We start from the raw sequence: 20,360 nt of genomic DNA on the forward strand, positions 1-20,360 counted from the left end.
GACGATTACCGCCCGTTTCACTGCCTATTTCTTTTTATGCCACTTGTCGTCGTCGCCTTTTTCATAGTCATGCTTTACCGCCGCCCAGGCGACGCGATGGGCGGTCTCTTCCCGGCTGGCATCACCACGGCGGTCCTCCTCGTCTTTATACTGGTCCCAGGCGCTGTTAAACGCTTCTTTATAAATTTCCTGGGCATGGGCAGGCAGAACGTGAGTGACATTGTCCGGCAGGTCGCTTTTCGATTTATAGGGCATGACAGCCTCCTTTTGTGGGGTAAAGGTTAAGTGTGGTACAGGAAGCAGCGCCCCGCCAACGCAAGTGATTTATGACTGAAATATTATTTTAATATGATGATTTATAATGTTAATTTTCCTGATACTCACCATTATGCGCCCTTTAAACGAAAAGCAAACGTAACCCGTAAAAATCTGTAAATATTAACGGGTAAAATGTGTCAGTTTGCTATTGTAAAGGGGTTTACAGGACTGACTATACTGATTGAAACCTGCGCATATGGAGAAACAGGATGCCAACAACACACGAGGCGGTGAAAACCCGTCATAAGGAGACTACCCTCCTCTTCCCGGTTCTGGCACTGGTGGTGCTGGCGCTGTGGGGATCCAGCCAGTCACTGCCAGTGGTGATCGGGATTAATATTCTGGCGCTGGTGGCGATTTTGAGCAGCGCCTTCAGCGTGGTGCGCCATGCCGACGTGCTGGCGCATCGTCTGGGTGAACCTTATGGCTCCCTGATCTTAAGCCTTTCCGTGGTTATTCTTGAGGTCAGCCTCATTTCCGCACTGATGGCGACCGGCGACGCCGCGCCGACGCTGATGCGCGACACCCTCTACTCCATCATCATGATCGTCACCGGCGGTCTGGTAGGTTTCGCGCTGCTGCTCGGCGGGCGTAAGTTTGCGACCCAGTACATGAACCTGTTCGGCATCAAGCAGTACCTGATTGCCCTGTTCCCGCTGGCGATTATTGTGCTGGTGTTCCCGATGGCGCTGCCGGGCGGTAATTTTTCTATGGGCCAGGCGCTGCTGGTAGCGCTGATTTCCGCGGTGATGTACGGCGTGTTCCTGCTGATCCAGACCCGCACCCATCAGAGCCTGTTTGTGTATGAGCATGAGGACGAGGGCGACGACCCGCATCACGGCAAGCCGTCGGCGCACAGCAACCTCTGGCACTCGGCGTGGCTGGTGGTGCATCTGATTGCGGTGATCACCGTGACTAAGATGAATGCGAATCCGCTGGAGTCGCTGCTGGGCTGGGCGAATGCGCCGGTCTCCTTCACCGGTTTCCTGGTGGCGCTGTTAATTCTTTCCCCGGAAGGGCTTGGCGCGCTACGGGCGGTACTGAACAACCAGGTGCAGCGCGCAATGAACCTGTTTTTCGGTTCGGTGCTGGCGACGATCTCCCTCACCGTTCCGGCGGTTACGCTGATTGCGATGCTCACCGGCAACGAGCTTATCTTTGCGCTCGGCGCGCCGGAGATGATTGTGATGCTGGCCTCGCTGCTGCTGTGCCACATCTCGTTCTCCACCGGACGCACTAACGTGCTGAACGGGGCGGCACATCTGGCGCTGTTTATTGCTTATCTGATGACAATTTTCGCCTGACGGCAGTTTACTGAGGCCATAAAAAAACCCCGCCGCGGCGGGGTTTTTATTACTTCGAGGTATCTAACTCGTCGAAGTTTTTCACCAGATCGTCAATGGCTTTGATCTGTTTCAGGAACGGTTCAAGCTTCGCCAGCGGCAGTGCGGACGGACCATCGCACATGGCGTTTTCCGGGTCCGGATGCGCTTCGATAAACAGACCGGCCAGGCCGGTTGCCATGCCGGCACGCGCCAGCTCGGTGACCTGCGCACGACGACCGCTGGAGGCAGCGCCAAACGGGTCGCGGCACTGCAGGGCGTGGGTTACGTCGAAAATCACCGGAGAATTGCCGGACACTTTCTTCATCACGCTGAAGCCCAGCATATCGACGACGAGGTTGTCGTAACCGAAGTTGCTGCCGCGATCGCACAGGATCACTTTCTCGTTACCGCCTTCTTTGAACTTATCGACGATATTACCCATCTGGCCCGGGCTGACGAACTGCGGTTTCTTAACGTTGATCACCGCGCCGGTTTTCGCCATCGCTTCCACCAGATCGGTCTGACGCGCAAGGAAGGCCGGAAGCTGGATCACGTCCACCACGTCGGCAACCGGCTGCGCCTGCTCAGCAGTGTGCACGTCGGTGATGATTTTCACGCCGAAGGTCTGCTTCAGCTCCTGGAAAATCTTCATCCCCTCTTCGAGGCCCGGGCCACGATAGGAGTGAATGGAGGAGCGGTTGGCTTTATCAAAGGACGCTTTGAATACGTAAGGAATGCCCAGCTTCTGGGTGACGGTAACGTAATGCTCGCAGATGCGCATCGCCAGGTCGCGAGACTCCAGCACGTTCATACCGCCAAACAGGACGAACGGCAGGTCGTTTGCGACCTTGATGTCGCCAATGCTAACCACTTTCTGTGTCATAAAATCGCCTTATCAGATGTAACCGGTAATTAGTGGAGCGTGATGGACTTATTCGCAATAGTGGTGATCTGCGCCCGAATCATCTCGCTGATCGGGTCTTCCGGACACTGCTCAATAAAATAGTTCAGATCGTTAATCGCCACATGCTCGCATTCGAGCTGGGCATAAATCAGCCCGCGGTCGCGGATTTCATACGGGTCTTCCGGGTTGAACTGCAACAGCGCTTCGCTGGCGCGCAGGGCCAGCTCCATCTGCCGCTCTTCCATCAGCGCGGATTTAAGCGTGTCGAGCATTTTGCGGATCACTTCCGCGTTTTCTGCTTCGTCGAGATCTTCATCGTACAGCTGGGCGACCGGGTTGATGTTACCGCGCAGCCACACTTCCAGCGTGTGCTCGTCGAGCGTATCGCCGTTGAACGGGTTGATCAGCCACATTTCACCGTCCATCCAGTCAGCGCGCAGGATCATCTGGGTGGGGAAAATCACCGGCATCAGCGGGATCTCCAGCCGCCCGGCAATCCACAATAAAATAGCGCCCAGCGACACCGCGCTGCCCTGACGGTTTTTCAGCACCTGATCGAGCCACAGCGCGTCGGAGAGGCGGTACACGCCCCGGGCATCCTTGAAGCCCCAGGCGCCGTAAAACAGCGACAGCAGTTTTTCGAGCTGCAGGTCCTGATGCTGCCCTTCGCAGATCTCTTCCCGCGCGAGCTTCACCAGCTTCTCCAGCTCGTCAAAGACCTCATGGGACGGAAAATCCTCCCTGACAAGCTGTGAAATCAGGATCATGCCCTCGCAGAGCGGTGCTTGATTGAATTCGAAATCAGCTAACGACTTCATTACTTACCCCAGTAACGGTATTTGCGTGATGGCGAGTTTAAGGATGATATAGAGCACCACCAGCGCCAGCAGGAAGGCAAACCAGCGCGTCTGCTGGCGGCGTTTGCCTTTGCCAAGTGCAATAAAACCTAAAACGATGTAGATGATAACGCCAAATAGCTTCTCCGTCAGCCATGCGCCGTGCGCGGTGAACGGGTAGTAGCGGGTCCAGATGACCAGCACTACGCCGGTGAGAAGCAGGATGGTGTCATTGAGGTGCGGCGCGATGCGCACCCAGCGCTGTAAGCGCAGCGGCGAGTCGCGGTACTGCCACCAGTAACGCAACACGAACAGGCTGATGGAGATCGCCACCGTGGCGATATGCAGATATTTTACGGCCAAAAACGTCGACATTACTCAGACTCCCTGTTGATCGGCCCGGCGCCCCGCGCTGAGACGCTCATTCCCGCCGTAATCCCGGCAGGTGACTACTTCATCGTATCCGGCATCGTTAAGCAGCTGCCGCACCGCCGCGCCCTGCTGCCAGCCGTGCTCCAGCAGCAGCCAGCCGCGGGGGGTGAGCATGGCGCGCGCTTCGTCGACCAGCCGCGCCAGATCCGCCAGCCCGTCGTCCTCCGCCACCAGCGCGCTGAGCGGCTCAAAGCGCACGTCGCCCTGTTGCAGATGGGGATCCTGCGCGTCGATATAGGGCGGATTGCTGACGATCATATCAAATCGTTGGGAAAAAAGTGCGCCAAACCAGTCACTTTGCAAAAAGGTGGCATTGGCAATGTGCAGGTTTTCCGCGTTGCGCTGCGCGAGCGCCACCGCCTCGGGAATGCGATCCACGCCGGTAATGGCGCAGTCAGGGCGTTCCGAGGCCAGCGCCAGCGCAATCGCCCCGGTGCCGGTGCCGGCATCGAGGATACGGCAAGGCGTAGCGGGCAGACGCGCCAGCGCCTGCTCAACCAGGCATTCGGTATCGGGACGGGGGATCAAGGTTACGGGCGAGACGAACAGCGGCAGTGACCAGAACTCGCGCATGCCGGTCAGGTGCGCCACCGGTTCACCGGTAACGCGCCGCACCAGCAGCGCATTGAGCTGCGTCAGCTGGTCGGCGTCGAGTTCGGTTTCCCCGAAAGCGAGAATAAAGGTGCGCGCCCTGCCGGTAACGAATCCCAGCAAAATTTCGGCATCGCGCTTCGGGCTTTCACCGCCCGCCAGCGCCGCGACCGCGGACTGTAGCCAGCGTTGGTAGTCCATTATTCCTGGTCAGACAGCGCTGCCAGCAGGTCTGCCTGATGCTCCTGCACAATCGGCTCAATCAGCGCATCCAGCTTGCCTTCCATCACTTCATCCAGACGGTAGAGCGTCAGGTTGATGCGGTGGTCGGTAACGCGCCCCTGCGGGAAGTTGTAGGTGCGGTTGCGATCGCTGCGATCGCCGCTGCCCAGCAGGTTGCGACGGGTAGACGCCTCTTCCTGCTGACGCTTTGCCACTTCAGCGGCGCGAATGCGCGCCCCGAGTACCGCCAGCGCTTTGGCTTTGTTTTTGTGCTGGGAGCGCTCATCCTGACACTCCACCACGATGCCGGTCGGCAGGTGGGTAATACGGATCGCGGAGTCGGTGGTGTTAACGTGCTGCCCACCCGCGCCCGAGGAGCGGAAGGTATCGATGCGCAGGTCCGCCGGGTTAATGTCCGGCAGCTCGGCTTCCGGCAGCTCCGGCATCAGCGCCACGGTGCAGGCGGAGGTGTGGATGCGACCCTGAGATTCGGTCGCCGGCACGCGCTGCACGCGGTGGCCGCCGGATTCAAACTTCAGTCGGCCATAAACGCCTTCGCCGCTGATTTTGGCAATCACTTCTTTATAGCCGCCGTGCTCGCCTTCGTTGGCGCTCATGATTTCGACGCGCCAGCGGCGGGATTCCGCGTAACGGCTGTACATGCGGAACAGATCGCCGGCAAACAGCGCGGCCTCGTCGCCGCCGGTCCCGGCGCGTACTTCAATAAAGGCATTACGCTCGTCGTCGGGATCTTTGGGCAGCAGCAGCACCTGAAGCTGCTGCTCCAGCGCTTCACTTTTTGCTTTCGCATCGCGCAGCTCTTCCTGCGCCATGTCGCGCATTTCCGGATCGTCCAGCAGCATCTGCGCGGTGTCGATGTCTTCCTGGCTCTGACGCCACTGCAGGAAGCAGGCCGATACGTCGCTCAGCTGCGCGTACTCGCGAGAGAGCGCACGGAAACGGTCCTGATCGGCAATCGTGGCGGCATCGCCCAGCAGCGCCTGAACTTCTTCATGGCGTTCCTGCAAGGCTTCCAGTTTGGCAACGATAGAAGGCTTCATAGGCGGTAAATCACCCTTGTTATTAGTATGAAAGTGGGAAAGTGCTAATCCAGCCCGAGGCTGTTACGCAGAATGTGCAGGCGTTCGTCGTCGCCGTCGCGGGCGGCTTGCTGAAGCGCTTTGGTTGGGGCATGGATCAGGCGATTGGTCAGTTTACGCGCCAGATCCTGCATAATGGCTTGCGCGTCGCCGCCCTGTTGCAGAGCGGCCAGCGCTTTGGCTGTTAATTCTTCCTGCACCAGGTTCGCGTGGCTGCGATACTCGCGAATGGTGTCGGTGGCGCTCTGGGCGCGAACCCAGGCCATAAACTCGCTCGCTTCCTGCGCAACAATGGTTTCCGCCTGAATCGCGGCGGCTTTGCGCTGGGCAAGGTTATGGGAAATGATCGCCTGCAGGTCATCGACGCTGTAGAGATAGGCGCTGGTCAGCTTGCCGACTTCCGGCTCAACGTCGCGTGGCACGGCGATATCCACCAGCAGCATGGGCTGGTTGCGGCGCGCTTTCAGGGCGCGTTCAACCATGCCTTTACCAATGATCGGTAGCGGGCTGGCGGTGGAACTGATAATAATGTCGGCGTCTTTCAGATGCTCGTCGATCTCGCCCAGGCCAATCACGTCGGCCCCCACTTCATCCGCCAGACGCTGAGCGCGCTCGCGGGTGCGGTTGGCGATGATCATGCGCTTCACGTTGTGCTCGCGCAGGTGGCGGGCAGCCAACTCAATGGTTTCACCGGCCCCGACCAGCAGCACCGTGACGGTAGAGAGTGATTCAAAAATCTGGCGCGCCAGGGTGCAGGCGGCAAAGGCCACCGAGACCGCGCTGGCCCCAATGTCAGTTTCGGTCCGCACGCGCTTGGCGACGGAGAATGACTTCTGGAACATGCGCTCCAGCTCGCTGGCACCGCTGTGGCCGCGCTGGGAGTCGGCGTAGGCTTTTTTAACCTGGCCCAAAATCTGCGGCTCGCCGAGCACCAGGGAATCCAGACCGCTGGCAACGCGCATCAGGTGGCTGACGGCGTCGTTATCGTGGTGCCAGTACAGGCTGTTGCGCACATCTTCTTCATCAAGATTGTGATAATCGCACAGCCAGCGCACCAGCTGGTCATGGAGATTATCCTGCTCTTCAACGCTCAGATACAGCTCGGTGCGGTTACAGGTCGACAGCACGACCCCACCCTGCACCATCGGCAGCGCCTGCAGGCTTTCCAGCGCCTGGTCGAGCGTGTCCGGCGAAAACGTAACGCGTTCTCGCAGTGCGACAGGAGCCGTTTTGTGGTTGATACCGAGTGCTAAAAGAGTCATGTGAGCGGGAATAGTACCAGCGTTGATAAGGTTAGACCGGGGCATCATACAGGATGCGTTGCGTCAATAAAAGGTAATCACCCCTTTTGGAGTAATCGTTAATTTAATGATTTAGGACAATGAGAACATAGACGCCCGCCCGCCCGGACGCTAGCATGAAAGGTTACAACCGCAACGTATTTCAAGGATTTGCTGTCATTATGACCATTGCCGATACCCGACTGCTCCGCCTGTTGCCGCTGGCAGCACTTGTGCTTACCGCCTGTACCACCACTGCGCCGAAAGGGCCAGGTCAGAGTCCGGACAGCCCGCAGTGGCGTCAGCACCAGGCTGAGGTGGCGCGCATTTCCCAGTACGATACCCGCGGCGCTTTCGCTTATCTTTCCGACAAGCAAAAGGTGTATGCCCGCTTCAACTGGCAGCAAACCTCGCCGGAGCGCTACCGTCTGCTGCTGACCAACCCGTTGGGCAGCACCGAATTGCAGCTTGATGCCGCGCCGGGCCACGTGCAGCTGGTGGACAACAAAGGCCAGCGCTACACCGCTACCGATGCCGAAGAGATGATCGGCAAGCTGACCGGTATGCCGATCCCGATCAACAGCCTGCGCCAGTGGATGCTGGGTCTGCCGGGCGATGCCACGGATTATAAGCTCGATAGTAACTATCGCCTGAGCGAAGTGAACTACACCCAGGGCGGTAAAGACTGGACGGTGACCTACAGCGACTACAACACCCAGGTTAAGCCGGCCCTGCCATCCAACATGGAACTGCGCCAGGGCGACCAGCGCATCAAGCTGAAGATGGATAACTGGAACGTTAAATGATGACGCGCTGGCCCTCTCCGGCAAAACTGAACCTGTTTCTCTATATCACTGGCCGTCGTGAAGACGGCTATCACAACCTGCAGACGCTGTTTCAGTTTCTCGATTACGGGGACGATATTGATATTGAGCCGCGCGCTGATGGCGTGCTGCAGCTGCTGAATCCGGTGGCAGGTGTCGCAGATGAAGACAATCTTATTGTTCGCGCGGCGCGGCTGTTAATCAGCAAAGGGTGCGAGCGCGGGATGGATACCGAGGCCTGGGGCGCAGACATTGGCATTGAGAAACGCTTGCCGATGGGTGGCGGGCTGGGCGGTGGTTCGTCTAACGCGGCCACGGTGCTGGTAGCGCTCAACCACCTCTGGAAATGCGGTTTTAGCGTCGATGAGCTGGCAGCGTTCGGTCTGCGCCTCGGTGCTGACGTACCGGTGTTCGTGCGCGGCCACGCCGCCTTTGCGGAAGGGGTGGGTGAAGTGCTGAGCCCGGTTGCGCCGCCGGAAAAATGGTATCTGGTCGCACACCCCGGCGTCAGTATCGCCACGCCGCTCATCTTCAACGATCCCGACCTGCCGCGTAACACGCCGGTGAGGTCAATTGAAACGTTACTAAATTGTGAATTTGCCAACGATTGCGAGGTTATCGCAAGAAAACGTTTTCGTGAGGTTGATGCCGCGCTTTCCTGGCTGTTAGAATACGCGCCGTCGCGCCTGACCGGCACCGGAGCCTGTGTGTTTGCTGAATTTGACACCGAGTCCGCTGCCCGACAGGTGCTTGAGCAAGTCCCGGAGTGGCTGCAGGGTTTCGTAGCGCGTGGCGTCAACATCTCCCCGCTGCAACAGGCCATTTCCGGGTACGCTGAGCTCCGGTGACAACGTCACCCTCGTTTCAGACGTTGCATCGCGCTCTTTAATACACCGCCTGGATGAAGCATTACCCTTGCCCCCGCAAGATGCGGTATCTTCATCCACTACTGGACGCATGCCTGAGGTTCTTCTCGTGCCTGATATGAAGCTTTTTGCTGGTAACGCCACCCCGGAACTAGCACAACGTATTGCCAACCGCCTGTACACTTCACTTGGCGACGCTGCTGTCGGCCGTTTTAGCGACGGTGAAGTCAGCGTACAAATCAATGAAAATGTACGCGGTGGTGATATTTTCATCATCCAGTCAACCTGTGCCCCTACTAACGACAACTTAATGGAACTGGTTGTTATGGTTGATGCGCTGCGTCGTGCTTCCGCAGGCCGTATCACCGCTGTTATCCCCTACTTCGGCTATGCCCGTCAGGACCGCCGCGTGCGTTCCGCGCGCGTGCCAATCACCGCTAAAGTGGTGGCCGACTTCCTGTCCAGCGTTGGCGTTGACCGCGTGTTAACCGTCGATCTGCACGCTGAGCAGATTCAGGGCTTCTTCGACGTCCCGGTGGATAACGTATTCGGCAGCCCGATCCTGCTGGAAGATATGCTTCAACAGAACCTGGACAACCCGATTGTGGTTTCCCCGGATATCGGCGGCGTGGTTCGCGCCCGTGCGATTGCCAAACTGCTGAACGATACCGACATGGCCATCATCGACAAACGTCGTCCGCGTGCGAACGTGTCTCAGGTGATGCACATCATCGGTGACGTCGCGGGCCGCGACTGCGTGCTGGTTGACGACATGATCGATACCGGCGGCACCCTGTGTAAAGCGGCTGAAGCGCTGAAAGAACGCGGCGCGAAGCGTGTGTTTGCCTACGCTACCCACCCGATCTTCTCCGGTAACGCTATCAGCAACCTGCGTAACTCGGTGATTGATGAAGTGGTGGTCTGCGATACCATTCCGCTGGCTGCAGAAATCAAAGCGCTGCCGAACGTGCGTACCCTGACGCTCTCCGGCATGCTGGCCGAAGCGATTCGTCGTATCAGCAACGAAGAATCTATCTCAGCCATGTTCGAACATTAATCGGACTTCGCTTAAAGACCCGCTCCGGCGGGTTTTTTTATGATCCAGCCCCTTTTGTATGACATATGCCGCTGTCATCTGTCGCCGTTATCACACAGATGCTGCGAGCTTCGGATGAAACATTGTGAAACGCGCTACTTTTTCCCAGGTTTTGCCTTTTCGCGCCCTCGTTGACGCCTGCTGGCGTGAAAAATATACCCTCTCACGCTTAAGCCGCGATGCCGTTGCCGGGATCACCGTCGGGATTATTGCCATTCCGCTGGCGATGGCACTGGCGATTGCCAGCGGAGTTCCGCCCCAGTACGGCCTCTATACCGCCGCCGTGGCCGGGATCGCGATCGCCCTGAGCGGCGGCTCGCGTTACAGCGTCTCCGGTCCCACCGCCGCGTTTGTGGTGATCCTCTATCCGGTTTCCCAGCAGTTCGGCCTGGCGGGCTTGCTGGTGGCAACGCTGATGTCCGGGGTATTTCTGGTACTGTTCGGCCTCGCCCGCTTCGGACGCCTTATTGAGTACATTCCGCTGCCGGTGACGCTGGGCTTCACTTCCGGTATCGGCATTACCATCGCCACCATGCAGATCAAAGATTTCTTCGGGCTGGAGCTGGCGCAGGTGCCGGAGCACTACCTGCCGAAAGTCGCCGCGCTTATCGGCGCGCTGCCTTCTGCGCACATCGGCGATGCGCTGATCGGCATTACCACGCTGGCGGTGCTGGTGTTATGGCCACGTCTCGGTATTCGGCTCCCGGGCCACCTTCCGGCGCTGCTGCTCGGCTGCGGCGTAATGGGGCTGGTGATGCTGTGCGGCGGTGACGTCGCCACCATCGGTTCGCGCTTTCACTATCTGCTGGCGGATGGCAGCCAGGGGAACGGTATTCCTCAACTGCTGCCGCAGTTTGCTCTGCCGTGGGATCTGCCCGGCGCGGCATTCGCCCTGAGCTGGGACAGCCTGAGCGCCCTGCTGCCGGCGGCGTTTTCCATGGCGATGCTCGGGGCCATCGAGTCGCTGCTCTGTGCCGTGGTGCTGGATGGTATGACCGGGACGCGCCATAACGCCAACAGCGAGCTGCTGGGCCAGGGGCTGGGTAATCTCATCGCTCCGTTCTTTGGCGGCATTACGGCCACCGCGGCGATCGCCCGTTCCGCCGCCAACGTGCGTGCCGGAGCCACATCGCCGGTTTCTGCGGTGATCCACGCCCTGCTGGTGCTGCTGGCCCTGCTGGCTCTCGCCCCGCTGCTGTCATGGCTGCCGCTCTCGGCGATGGCGGCCCTGCTGCTGGTGGTGGCATGGAATATGAGCGAAGCGCACAAAGTGGTCGACCTGCTGCGCCGCGCGCCAAAAGACGACATCATCGTAATGCTGATCTGCATGTCGCTGACGGTGCTGTTCGATATGGTGATTGCCATCAGCGTCGGGATTGTGCTGGCCTCGCTGTTGTTTATGCGCCGGATTGCCCGTATGACCACGCTGGTTGCCCTGCCGGTGACCCATAACGAAGATGTAGCGGTGATGCGCGTCACCGGGCCGCTGTTCTTTGCCGCCGCCGAGCGTATTTTCAGCGAGGTGCTGGCGATGGCGCAGACCACGCGCACCATCGTGCTGGTGTGGGATACGGTTCCGGTGCTGGATGCGGGCGGGCTGGACGCCTTCACCCGCACGATCGATAAACTGCCCCCAGGATGCGAGCTGCGCATCTGCGCCGTGCCGTTCCAGCCGCTGCGCACGCTCGCACGCGCCGGTATCAAGCCCCTGCCAGGGCGTCTCACCTTCTGTCCTGATATCGACAGCGCCCTCAAAGGCTACTAGTTGCGAGATGCAGGCCCTTGCGCCTGCATCTTGTCCCACCCTTACTGACCGCGTGAAACCTGACGTAGCGTCAGGGTCAAGTACAGGATAAAAAAACGGCCCCCGTTCGGGAGCCGTCATTTGCGTTTTTGCCGTTAGCTATGATGCTGATTGCGGCGGCAGCGTTTATCATAGTGGCGTACCCACCAGTAGCGGTCGCATACCTGCTCATGTCCCCCCACGCGCGCACCGGCCAGCCATAACACGGCCCCGACGAAGATGCTTAATACCGCACCGTGGGCGAAATACTGCGGAAGATCGAGCTGCGGCAGCTGGTTGAGGATGGAATACCCGACCCCCACCACCATTACAAACAGCCCTAACCCCATGAGAAAGTTACCGAGCAACGAAGCGTTTTTGCGTTTCATCTGTTACCTCCGGATCTTTCATACGATGGAGAACGTCCCCATTTCCTGAGGTTAAGTATAGTCCTGGCTTATGGATACCCGGTGCGGGGTCGATCACATTTCCACATCCCGCATCGACAAAAATTTACAAATAAGCTGATGATAAAGCTTGGATTTCGAATGATTGAGGTTCTGAACTATTCACTTTCCGGCCAAAATTCGCAGTGCGCTTTGTCATCTGCCGGGGGGCAACGTACACTACGCGGCAAAATGAGTGATTCGGGAAGTCGTGATGACAATTAAACTGATTGTGGGCCTCGCCAATCCGGGGGCGGAATATGCTGCTACCCGCCACAATGCGGGTGCCTGGTATGTGGATCTGCTGGCTGACCGCCAGCGCGCGCCGCTCAAAGAGGAAGCGAAATTTTTTGGCTATACCTCGCGCCTTACGCTGGCAGGCAACGACGTGCGGCTGCTGGTTCCCACCACCTTTATGAACCTGAGCGGTAAAGCCGTGGCGGCGATGGCGACCTTCTATCGCATCGCGCCCGATGAGATCCTGGTGGCGCACGATGAGCTGGATCTCCCGCCGGGGGTGGCGAAATTTAAACTCGGCGGCGGCCACGGCGGCCATAATGGTCTGAAGGACATTATCAGCAAGCTGGGCAATAACCCTAACTTTCACCGTCTGCGGCTCGGGATCGGACATCCGGGCGATAAAAACAAAGTTGTTGGTTTTGTACTGGGCAAACCGCCCACGTCTGAGCAGAAGCTGATTGACGATGCGGTAGACGAAGCGGTGCGCTGCACCGAACTGTGGCTGAGCGACGGGCTCACCAAAGCCACTAACCGTCTGCACGCGTTCAAAGCGCAGTAAGCGACTTTTTCGCTGCGCAGCCGGGATTTACGCCCGCCGCGAACCACTTGCGTGTATAATAGCGGGCAAAATCGTATTAACGTCGATGAGTTAATACTAACTCTTTGATTAACAAGTTATTAAGGTGATGTAAACCATGGGATTTAAATGCGGTATCGTTGGCTTACCTAACGTGGGTAAATCCACGCTGTTCAATGCGCTGACCAAAGCGGGTATTGAAGCGGCGAACTTCCCGTTCTGTACCATTGAACCGAACACCGGCGTGGTGCCGATGCCGGACCCGCGTCTGGATAAGCTGGCGGAAATCGTTAAACCGCAGCGTATTCTGCCGACCACCATGGAGTTCGTGGACATCGCAGGCCTGGTTAAGGGCGCGTCCAAAGGTGAAGGTCTGGGCAACCAGTTCCTGACCAACATCCGCGAAACCGAAGCTATCGGCCACGTGGTGCGCTGCTTTGAGAACGACAACATCATCCACGTGAATAACAAAGTCGATCCGGCTGAAGATATTGACGTCATCAATACCGAGCTGGCGCTTTCCGACCTTGATACCTGCGAGCGCGCTATTCACCGCGTGCAGAAGAAAGCCAAAGGCGGCGACAAAGACGCGAAAGCTGAACTGGCCGCGCTGGAAAAATGCCTGCCGCACCTGGAAAACGCCGGTATGCTGCGCTCTCTGCCGCTGACGGACGAAGACAAAGCGGCGATCCGCTACCTGAGCTTCCTGACCCTGAAGCCGACCATGTACATCGCTAACGTCAACGAAGACGGTTTCGAAAACAACCCGTATCTGGATCAGGTTCGTGAGATCGCGGCTAAAGAAGGTTCCGTGGTGGTTGCCGTCTGCGCCGCCGTGGAGTCTGACATCGCCGAGCTGGACGATGCCGATCGTGACGAATTCATGGCCGAGCTGGGGCTGGAAGAGCCGGGCCTGAATCGCGTCATCCGCGCCGGTTACGAGCTGCTGAACCTGCAGACCTACTTCACCGCTGGCGTGAAAGAAGTCCGCGCCTGGACGATCCCGGTTGGCGCGACTGCCCCGCAGGCGGCCGGTAAGATCCACACCGATTTCGAGAAAGGCTTTATCCGCGCCCAGACCATCGCCTATGAAGACTTCATCACCTACAAAGGCGAACAAGGCGCGAAAGAAGCCGGCAAGATGCGCGCTGAAGGTAAAGACTACATCGTAAAAGATGGCGACGTGATGAACTTCCTGTTTAACGTCTGATTACTTACCAACGATGACGACAATCCACGCTCCGGCGTGGATTTTTTTTGCTGCTTTACCGGTGATATCGGGTAAACCCTGCCTGTAACCACCCTCCAGTTAAATTCACTCCACCCACACCAGCAGCTTCCCCTGCACCAGTAACACTACCGTGCGCACCAGCAGCAGCGCGATGATCAGGTTGGTGAAGATAAACAGCGGAATGGCCAGAGCATGGAAGAACCCCGCCAGGCTGTGGTGCCCGAGGTGCAGCCCGGTGCTGGCGAGGGCCGAGACGCCGAACGAGAAGCTCCAGAACGAGGCGTTGAACGGCTGCGAGAGCATCCAGGGCATCAGGCGCAGCATAAACAGCAGCTGTAACAGGCCGTAGCCGAACAGCATTTTGGCGAACACGTCCGCTTCACCGCCGTTGACCGCCAGCCAGGCATTGCAGGCTACCAGCGCCGGGGCAAGCTGGATACCAAGCGAGGTGCGCAGCGGCACAGGCAGTTCCCCGGCGCTGCGCAGGCGCTGCAGGATCACCGGCTCCAGGCTCAGCCAGGAGAATACCCCGGCCCCCAGGAACACATAACCGGCGTCGTGGAACCCGAGCGCGCCGCAGGCCATGGCGCTGATGAAGTTGTTCGCCACGGTCGGCAGATACAGCCCTGGGGTGGTGGCCTCAGCCGGGTGGCTACCGCGCCACAGTCCGGCCGACTGCCACGCAGCGTAGCCGAGCTGAAGCGTCACCCCGAGGCCAAACAGCACCAGCGCCAGCGGCCGACACCAGGGGACCAACCCCATCGCCACCAGCAGAGTGGTGGCCGGAAACAGACTGATAAAACTACTCTGTACCGGGTGGCGCAGTTCGCTCAGCACGCTGTGGGGCCACCGCACGGCGCGGGTGATAAACGCCGCCGTCAGCAGGCTCCAGATCAGCATCGCCAGCAGCACAAAGCCGTCGCCGATATGCGGACTGACCGGCCATATTGTGCTGGCATAGCGCCAGGCGAAGCCCATGCCGATGGTGCCCAACACCATGCCAAAATAGCCCGCCGGTAAATTCAGGTGCTTACTTGGGGTCGCCGACTCACTCATCACGTCTGTTTATCCTCTGTGCTGACTGCCTGATAGCCGCAGTATCATGCCATCAGACGGCGTGGCCGACTATGATCCTGACCCGCTGCGCTTGCACTCCTTTACAAATCGCGGCTTGCCCGATACCGGCGCGCTCACTATCCTCATGCCGATGACTATCCGGACCGGCACCACCCACCAGAAAAACCGACAGCTAAAAGCGCTGATGCTTTTGGTCGTCGCCTGCTGCGTGATGCTCATCTGCCTGACCCAACGCGCGTCCGTATTGCAGCAGATGCAGGTGAAAGCTGCGGCCATCGTACAGGTTGCCAACGGCGGGCAGGAGATCGCCCCCGACGCGCTGTCGCCATGCCAGCTCAGCGCCCACTCCCTGCTCTGCGCCCAGCCGCTCCATTTTGATACTGTGCTGCTGCTGCCGGGCCTGCTGATGCTGCTGCTCGCCGCGCTGGTCATTGTCCCGGTGCGTATCAGGCCCGATGCGGTTCCCCGCCCTCCCTTACTGCGAATACACCTCAAAAACTGCGTGTTCCGTGAATGACTGACCAGGCCGTACCTGTTTAGTTAATCATTCACGGAGAAAATTTATGAAAATGCTGTTCAGAAGCCTGTGGCTTCTGCTGTTATGCCTGTCTGCCGGTGCGGCGGCGGCGCCCGGCTGGCTGCCGTCCCCCAATAATGCCCATGCGCAGGTCGCGGTGCGCGCTGACGCCCCGTCCAACGGTAAGGTGCGCCTGCTGCTTGACGTCACGCTGGATCAGTGCTGGAAAACCTACTGGCGTACACCCGGTGACGGCGGCGTTAAGCCTGCCATCGCCAGGGTTGACGGGTCGCAAACTCACTGGCACTGGCCGCGCCCGGTGCGCTTCGACGCCGCCGGCTTCAGTTCGGTGGGCTATCAGGATCGCGTCACCTTCCCGCTGGAAGTGGCCACCTCAGCCTCCGGCACGCTGCGCGGCACCCTGACGCTCGCCACCTGCAGCAACCTGTGCGTGGTCAGCGACCTGCCGCTGGCGGTGGCGCTCCCGACTGCGTCATCCGCCGACTTTGCTGACGACTGGCAGGCGGCAATGGCAACGGTGCCCGCTGAGCGCGGAGCCATTACGCTGCGCGACGTCACTACCGCCAGCGCAACGATAACTCTGAGCGCCACCTCGCCTGACGGCTGGCCGCAGCCGGATCTGTTCCTCGATAATCCGCCGGGCGTGACGCTGTCGGTGCCTGAACTGCATACCGATGGCAACAGGCTCACCGCGCGCTTTCGGGCAGCAGATGAACAGGGCGAACCGCTGCGCGCTGCCGCGCTGCCGCCCCTGTCGCTGGTGTTGAGCACTGGCAGCGGCAGCCAGCAGATGCAGGTGGATGTCAGTTCACCCCTCGCCTTCTGGCAGACGGTGGCGGTGGCCCTGCTCGGCGGGCTGATCCTGAACCTGATGCCGTGCGTGCTGCCGGTGATGGGGATGAAACTGGCGTCGGTGATGACGCTGGCCGGTACGCCGCGCCGCCTGGTCCGGCTGCGTTTTCTCGCCACCAGCGGCGGAATGCTGTTCTCCTTCCTGCTGCTCGCCGCGCTGATTACCGGGCTGCGCCTCTCCGGTGCGTGGGTGGGCTGGGGCTTCCAGTTTCAGCATCCGGCCTTTATCGCCACCATGGCGCTGGTCACCTGGCTGTTCTGCTTCAGCCTGGCGGGCATGTTTGAGCTGCGTCTGCCGTCAGGCCTGAGCACCCGGCTGGCAACCGCCGGCGGAACCGGCATCGGTGGCAGTTTCCTTGAAGGCGCGTTTGCGACTCTGCTGGCGACGCCCTGCACCGCGCCGTTCCTCGGGACTGCGGTGGCCTTCGCACTGGCCGCGCCGCTGCCGCAGCTGTGGGGTATCTTCATTACGCTCGGCGTCGGGATGAGCCTGCCGTGGCTGCTGGTCACCCTGTTCCCCGGCGTGGCGCGCTGGCTGCCGAAGCCGGGTCCGTGGATGAGTAAGCTGCGCGCGGCGCTGGTAGTGCTGATGCTGGGCTCCAGCCTGTGGCTGATGTCGTTGCTGATTGCGCCGTGGGGCGCACGTCCCGTGCTGCTCATCGGCGGCGCGATGGTGGCATTTTTCCTCTACCGCTGTGCCGCCCGGCTGCCGCGCCACCGGGAGTCGCTGCGCAGTCTCGGATTCGGGGTAGCCTTCGCGGCGGCGGTGTATGCTTTTCTCGCGCCACCTCCGGCCGGTAAAGATGACGGCCCACTCGCCTGGCAGCCGCTCAGCCAGACGGCGCTGGATGACGCCGTGGCCGATGGCAAACGCGTGCTGGTGGATGTCACCGCCGACTGGTGCCTGAACTGCCGGGTTAACGAGCTGCTGGTGCTGCATCGCCCCGATGTGGTGGTGGCGCTGAATGCGCCGGACGTGGTGCTGCTTCAGGGTAACTGGAGCCAGCCGTCGCCGGAGATCGAGCGCTTCTTGCGCCGTCACGGTGCCAGCGGTATTCCCTTCAACGCCGTGTTTGGCCCTGATACGCCTGAGGGCAGCGTGATGTCGCCGCTGCTGAATAAAGATGATTTACTGAACGCCCTGGCCCGCGCCGGTGCGGCTTCACCTGGAGAAATAAAATAATGAAAAAGACACTTATGCTCGCCGCCCTGACGGCAACCCTCAGCGCCCAGGCGCAAACCACGCCGCTGCCGGAACCGATCAAACAAATCGAAAAACAGGGGATTGAGATTATCAAACCCTTTACCGCGCCGGACGGCACTCAGGGCTGGCTGGGGACATTCCAGGGCACCGGGGTGACCATGTACCTGACGCCGGATAAAAAACATGTTATCTCCGGCTACATGTACGACGCGGCGGGCAACAACCTCAGCGAGAAGATCATCAACGAAGAGATCTACCTGCCGGCCGGCCGCGAAATGTGGAAGCAGCTCAACGCCGCACCGGGCATTAAGGAGGGCAGCGACAAGGCCAGCTGCCAGGTGGTGGTGTTTTCTGACCCGTTCTGCCCCTACTGCAATAAGTTCTGGCATCAGGCGCAGCCGTACATTAAGGATGGCAGCATCAGCACCACTACGCTGCTGGTGGGGGTGATCCGCCCGGACAGCGGGCAGTACGCCGCGGCAGTGCTTGCGTCCAGCGACCCGCAAAAGACCTGGCACGCGCTGGAATCCTCCAACGGCAAGGTAAAACCGGCGCTCAACAGCAACACCCCGCCAGCGATATTCCGGCAGATCCAGCATAACCAGCAGCTGATGGAAGCGCTGGGAGCCAACGGCACCCCGGCGATCTACTACCTCAATAAAGAGCGGGCGCTGCAGCAGATTGTCGGTCTGCCCAACGCCCAACAGATGCAGGATCTGGTGGCCTGTAAATAATTCGCAGCCCCCACGTTGCGGCGTGGGGGTTCGGTTATACGCCGTCTGCCCGGTACGCGTCCTGCTCCAGCGGCTCCATTTCATTCAGGCGCTGACGCAGCGCGTCACGGATGTGAGTGAACGCCGTACTGCCCAGCGGCAGACGCAGCGGCGGATGGGGGCTATCGCTATGGGCAATGATAAGCGCCACCGTGCGCGCGGCATCCCCCTTGATGGCAAACTCCCCGGAAGCCAGCGCGCGCCGCATCTCGCCGGAAGCCGTCTGCTGATAGCACGCCAGCGGCTCAGCGTAATCCAGCCCGCTGGCAAACCCGGTGCTCGTCGGGCCAGGTTCAGCAAGGATAAAATCGATGCCGAAAGCCGCCACCTCCTGCGCCACCGCCTCAACAAAGCCCTCGATCCCCCACTTCGTGGCGTGATAGAGGCTGAAATTCGGATAAGCGATCTGCCCGCCCTCAGAAGAAATTTGCACAATCCGCCCGCCGCCCTGCTGACGCAGCCGGGGAATGACGGCGCGGATAAGCTGAATCGAGCCTGTGAGATTGGTGGCAAGCTGCCGCGCGATCTGCGCATCGCTCAGCTCTTCCGCCGCCCCGAACAGGCCGTATCCGGCATTGCTGATCACCACATCAATGCGCGCGCCACCCGCGAAAGCCTGCTCAACCCCGGTGCGAATCGCCGCGCTGTCGGTCACATCCATCAGGATCACCTGTAAGCGCGCGCCGTACCGGGCGCTGAGCGCGTCCAGCGCTCCCGGTTTACGCACCGTTGCGACCACGCTGTCGCCCCGCTGCAGCAGTTGCTGACAACACTCATAACCCAGACCGGAGGATGCCCCGGTAATCAGCCATCTTTTCATTGCTCGCTCCCGTTGATTAACTCTGTTTCAGCGTACAGCGCAATCGCTGATATGATAATGCCCACTAAATGGCCTGTATTAGTGGTGATATTTCATCAATGAAACGACCTTCGTGGAACGAAACGGTGATGTTTATTACCGTTGCCGAGCAGGCGAATTTCCGCCGCGCCGCAGAACTTCTGGGGATGAAACCCTCTACGCTCAGCCACGCCATCAAGGGGCTGGAGGCGCTGCTGCAGGTGCGCCTGTTCCATCGCACCACCCGCAGCGTGTCGCTTACCGAGGCGGGCCAGCATCTTTATCAGCGTCTGGTTCCCCTGTTGCGCGATATGGACGACACATTGAGCAGCGTGACCTCAATGGGTAACCGCCCGGGCGGCACGCTGCGCATCAACGGCAGCGAGGCCGCGCTGCGCCTGCTGCTGGCGGACGTGGTGCCTGAATTTAGCCAGCGCTATCCCGGTATTGAGCTGGATCTGGTTGCCGATAATCAGCTGAGCGATGTGATAAAGGAGGGCTTTGACGCGGGCATCCGGCTCTATGAAGACATTCCTCAGGACATGGTGGCGGTGCGGCTGAGCGACAGCATTCGCTTTCTGGCCCTCGCCTCACCGGGCTACCTGCGGCAGGCCCCACCGCTTACCGTGCCGCAGGATCTGCTGCACCACGTCTGCATCCGCCAGCGTCTGCCGGGCGGTCGGCGTTACGCCTGGGAATTTATCAACGGCGATGCGGCCTTTTCTCTCGATGTGCCGGGATCCATCACCCTTAATAACAGTCAGCTGATGATTGAAGCCGCCTGCGCCGGGCTGGGCGTGATTTACGTGCCGGATCTCAGCGCCGGCCCCTGGCTTACGGAGGGTCGGCTGGTCAGCGTGCTGGATGACTGGAGCCTGACATCACGCGGGCTGTATCTCTATTTTCCTCACAACCGCCACCAGACGCAGAGCATGACGCTATTTCTCGATGCGCTGCGTGCCGGGCTTGCCCATAAACCGTAACCCTTTTTTGCTCCCCTTCCGCAT

Annotated in this window: 21 protein-coding genes; 11 read left to right on the plus strand and 10 right to left on the minus strand. The window is 59.8% G+C overall.

Annotation, left to right across the window (positions count from 1 at the left end):
- Positions 1 to 24 precede the first annotated feature (24 nt).
- On the minus strand, positions 25 to 255 hold the full coding sequence (gene chaB, locus KFZ77_RS10990) for a putative cation transport regulator ChaB (protein WP_031523610.1): 231 nt from the start codon (positions 253 to 255) through the stop codon (positions 25 to 27).
- Positions 256 to 527: 272 nt separating this feature from the next.
- Here chaB and chaA point away from each other — a divergent pair, with 272 nt between their 5' ends.
- Positions 528 to 1,622: a sodium-potassium/proton antiporter ChaA gene (gene chaA / locus KFZ77_RS10995; protein ID WP_264384198.1), complete on the plus strand. Its 1,095-nt coding sequence runs from the start codon at positions 528 to 530 to the stop codon at positions 1,620 to 1,622.
- A gap of 49 nt (positions 1,623 to 1,671) precedes the next feature.
- Here the strand turns inward: chaA and kdsA are convergent, their stop codons facing one another.
- From kdsA to hemA, 6 genes are read right to left on the minus strand one after another with little or no spacing between them, the layout of a single operon-like run.
- Complete coding sequence (kdsA, locus tag KFZ77_RS11000) at positions 1,672 to 2,526, minus strand: 3-deoxy-8-phosphooctulonate synthase (RefSeq protein ID WP_031523606.1); 855 nt, start codon at positions 2,524 to 2,526, stop codon at positions 1,672 to 1,674.
- A gap of 29 nt (positions 2,527 to 2,555) precedes the next feature.
- Entirely contained in the window at positions 2,556 to 3,365 is an 810-nt protein-coding gene (gene sirB1, locus KFZ77_RS11005; protein WP_264384199.1) for an invasion regulator SirB1, read from the minus strand.
- A gap of 3 nt (positions 3,366 to 3,368) precedes the next feature.
- Entirely contained in the window at positions 3,369 to 3,758 is a 390-nt protein-coding gene (locus tag KFZ77_RS11010) for a SirB2 family protein (protein ID WP_264384200.1), read from the minus strand.
- A gap of 3 nt (positions 3,759 to 3,761) precedes the next feature.
- The gene (gene prmC, locus KFZ77_RS11015; protein ID WP_264384201.1) at positions 3,762 to 4,607 is read right to left on the minus strand and encodes a peptide chain release factor N(5)-glutamine methyltransferase; all 846 of its coding nucleotides are present in this window, start codon (positions 4,605 to 4,607) and stop codon (positions 3,762 to 3,764) included.
- Positions 4,607 to 5,689, minus strand: coding sequence for a peptide chain release factor 1 (prfA, locus tag KFZ77_RS11020; RefSeq protein ID WP_264384202.1), 1,083 nt, complete (start codon positions 5,687 to 5,689; stop codon positions 4,607 to 4,609). Before prfA ends, prmC begins: the two co-directional genes overlap by 1 nt.
- A gap of 44 nt (positions 5,690 to 5,733) precedes the next feature.
- Complete coding sequence (hemA, locus tag KFZ77_RS11025) at positions 5,734 to 6,990, minus strand: glutamyl-tRNA reductase (RefSeq protein WP_264384203.1); 1,257 nt, start codon at positions 6,988 to 6,990, stop codon at positions 5,734 to 5,736.
- A gap of 200 nt (positions 6,991 to 7,190) precedes the next feature.
- Between hemA and lolB the strand changes: the two genes are divergently transcribed.
- From lolB to dauA, 4 genes are all read left to right on the plus strand, one after another.
- Positions 7,191 to 7,814 (plus strand): lipoprotein insertase outer membrane protein LolB, encoded by a 624-nt coding sequence (gene lolB / locus KFZ77_RS11030; protein WP_264386180.1) that lies wholly within the window; start codon positions 7,191 to 7,193, stop codon positions 7,812 to 7,814.
- Positions 7,811 to 8,680 (plus strand): 4-(cytidine 5'-diphospho)-2-C-methyl-D-erythritol kinase, encoded by an 870-nt coding sequence (ispE, locus tag KFZ77_RS11035; RefSeq protein ID WP_264384204.1) that lies wholly within the window; start codon positions 7,811 to 7,813, stop codon positions 8,678 to 8,680. Before lolB ends, ispE begins: the two co-directional genes overlap by 4 nt.
- Before the next feature lie 127 nt (positions 8,681 to 8,807).
- On the plus strand, positions 8,808 to 9,755 hold the full coding sequence (gene prs, locus KFZ77_RS11040; protein ID WP_031523592.1) for a ribose-phosphate diphosphokinase: 948 nt from the start codon (positions 8,808 to 8,810) through the stop codon (positions 9,753 to 9,755).
- A 124-nt stretch (positions 9,756 to 9,879) separates the two neighbouring features.
- Positions 9,880 to 11,559 carry a C4-dicarboxylic acid transporter DauA gene (dauA, locus tag KFZ77_RS11045; protein WP_264384205.1) on the plus strand — a complete coding sequence of 560 codons (1,680 nt, stop codon included), beginning with the start codon at positions 9,880 to 9,882 and terminating at the stop codon, positions 11,557 to 11,559.
- 134 nt (positions 11,560 to 11,693) lie between these two features.
- Here dauA and ychH read toward each other — a convergent pair whose 3' ends face one another.
- Positions 11,694 to 11,966: a stress-induced protein YchH gene (gene ychH, locus KFZ77_RS11050; RefSeq protein WP_031523588.1), complete on the minus strand. Its 273-nt coding sequence runs from the start codon at positions 11,964 to 11,966 to the stop codon at positions 11,694 to 11,696.
- Between the two features lie 271 nt (positions 11,967 to 12,237).
- Between ychH and pth the strand changes: the two genes are divergently transcribed.
- Both pth and ychF read left to right on the plus strand, forming a co-directional pair.
- Complete coding sequence (pth, locus tag KFZ77_RS11055) at positions 12,238 to 12,822, plus strand: aminoacyl-tRNA hydrolase (RefSeq protein ID WP_031523586.1); 585 nt, start codon at positions 12,238 to 12,240, stop codon at positions 12,820 to 12,822.
- Between the two features lie 136 nt (positions 12,823 to 12,958).
- Complete coding sequence (gene ychF, locus KFZ77_RS11060; RefSeq protein ID WP_031523584.1) at positions 12,959 to 14,050, plus strand: redox-regulated ATPase YchF; 1,092 nt, start codon at positions 12,959 to 12,961, stop codon at positions 14,048 to 14,050.
- Between the two features lie 105 nt (positions 14,051 to 14,155).
- Here ychF and tehA read toward each other — a convergent pair whose 3' ends face one another.
- A complete protein-coding gene (gene tehA / locus KFZ77_RS11065; RefSeq protein WP_264384206.1) occupies positions 14,156 to 15,127 on the minus strand; it encodes a dicarboxylate transporter/tellurite-resistance protein TehA in 972 nt (323 codons plus the stop codon).
- 46 nt (positions 15,128 to 15,173) lie between these two features.
- On the opposite strand from tehA, the gene KFZ77_RS11070 reads away from it, so the two are divergent.
- Genes KFZ77_RS11070 through dsbG form a run of 3 tightly spaced genes read left to right on the plus strand, consistent with a single transcriptional unit; the run spans position 15,174 to position 18,476 of the window.
- Positions 15,174 to 15,665, plus strand: coding sequence for a copper-binding protein (locus KFZ77_RS11070; RefSeq protein WP_264384207.1), 492 nt, complete (start codon positions 15,174 to 15,176; stop codon positions 15,663 to 15,665).
- A 46-nt stretch (positions 15,666 to 15,711) separates the two neighbouring features.
- A complete protein-coding gene (locus KFZ77_RS11075; protein WP_264384208.1) occupies positions 15,712 to 17,721 on the plus strand; it encodes a protein-disulfide reductase DsbD family protein in 2,010 nt (669 codons plus the stop codon).
- Positions 17,721 to 18,476 (plus strand): thiol:disulfide interchange protein DsbG, encoded by a 756-nt coding sequence (gene dsbG, locus KFZ77_RS11080; RefSeq protein ID WP_264384209.1) that lies wholly within the window; start codon positions 17,721 to 17,723, stop codon positions 18,474 to 18,476. The genes KFZ77_RS11075 and dsbG overlap by 1 nt, the downstream gene beginning before the upstream one ends.
- Before the next feature lie 34 nt (positions 18,477 to 18,510).
- Here dsbG and KFZ77_RS11085 read toward each other — a convergent pair whose 3' ends face one another.
- Positions 18,511 to 19,335 carry an SDR family oxidoreductase gene (locus KFZ77_RS11085; protein WP_031523574.1) on the minus strand — a complete coding sequence of 275 codons (825 nt, stop codon included), beginning with the start codon at positions 19,333 to 19,335 and terminating at the stop codon, positions 18,511 to 18,513.
- 98 nt (positions 19,336 to 19,433) lie between these two features.
- On the opposite strand from KFZ77_RS11085, the gene KFZ77_RS11090 reads away from it, so the two are divergent.
- A complete protein-coding gene (locus KFZ77_RS11090) occupies positions 19,434 to 20,336 on the plus strand; it encodes a LysR family transcriptional regulator (protein ID WP_264384210.1) in 903 nt (300 codons plus the stop codon).
- The last annotated feature ends 24 nt before the right edge of the window (positions 20,337 to 20,360 follow it).

Source organism: Siccibacter colletis, from assembly GCF_025914095.1.
Lineage (GTDB): Bacteria > Pseudomonadota > Gammaproteobacteria > Enterobacterales > Enterobacteriaceae > Siccibacter > Siccibacter colletis.

Coding starts and splice junctions, on each gene's coding strand:
- chaB (WP_031523610.1), bottom strand. CDS start 255: ATGCCCTATAAATCGAAAAGCGACCTGCCGGACAATGTCACTCACGTT.
- chaA (WP_264384198.1), top strand. CDS start 528: ATGCCAACAACACACGAGGCGGTGAAAACCCGTCATAAGGAGACTACC.
- kdsA (WP_031523606.1), bottom strand. CDS start 2,526: ATGACACAGAAAGTGGTTAGCATTGGCGACATCAAGGTCGCAAACGAC.
- sirB1 (WP_264384199.1), bottom strand. CDS start 3,365: ATGAAGTCGTTAGCTGATTTCGAATTCAATCAAGCACCGCTCTGCGAG.
- KFZ77_RS11010 (WP_264384200.1), bottom strand. CDS start 3,758: ATGTCGACGTTTTTGGCCGTAAAATATCTGCATATCGCCACGGTGGCG.
- prmC (WP_264384201.1), bottom strand. CDS start 4,607: ATGGACTACCAACGCTGGCTACAGTCCGCGGTCGCGGCGCTGGCGGGC.
- prfA (WP_264384202.1), bottom strand. CDS start 5,689: ATGAAGCCTTCTATCGTTGCCAAACTGGAAGCCTTGCAGGAACGCCAT.
- hemA (WP_264384203.1), bottom strand. CDS start 6,990: ATGACTCTTTTAGCACTCGGTATCAACCACAAAACGGCTCCTGTCGCA.
- lolB (WP_264386180.1), top strand. CDS start 7,191: ATGACCATTGCCGATACCCGACTGCTCCGCCTGTTGCCGCTGGCAGCA.
- ispE (WP_264384204.1), top strand. CDS start 7,811: ATGATGACGCGCTGGCCCTCTCCGGCAAAACTGAACCTGTTTCTCTAT.
- ychH (WP_031523588.1), bottom strand. CDS start 11,966: ATGAAACGCAAAAACGCTTCGTTGCTCGGTAACTTTCTCATGGGGTTA.
- pth (WP_031523586.1), top strand. CDS start 12,238: ATGACAATTAAACTGATTGTGGGCCTCGCCAATCCGGGGGCGGAATAT.
- ychF (WP_031523584.1), top strand. CDS start 12,959: ATGGGATTTAAATGCGGTATCGTTGGCTTACCTAACGTGGGTAAATCC.
- tehA (WP_264384206.1), bottom strand. CDS start 15,127: ATGAGTGAGTCGGCGACCCCAAGTAAGCACCTGAATTTACCGGCGGGC.
- KFZ77_RS11070 (WP_264384207.1), top strand. CDS start 15,174: ATGCCATCAGACGGCGTGGCCGACTATGATCCTGACCCGCTGCGCTTG.
- KFZ77_RS11075 (WP_264384208.1), top strand. CDS start 15,712: ATGAAAATGCTGTTCAGAAGCCTGTGGCTTCTGCTGTTATGCCTGTCT.
- dsbG (WP_264384209.1), top strand. CDS start 17,721: ATGAAAAAGACACTTATGCTCGCCGCCCTGACGGCAACCCTCAGCGCC.
- KFZ77_RS11085 (WP_031523574.1), bottom strand. CDS start 19,335: ATGAAAAGATGGCTGATTACCGGGGCATCCTCCGGTCTGGGTTATGAG.
- KFZ77_RS11090 (WP_264384210.1), top strand. CDS start 19,434: ATGAAACGACCTTCGTGGAACGAAACGGTGATGTTTATTACCGTTGCC.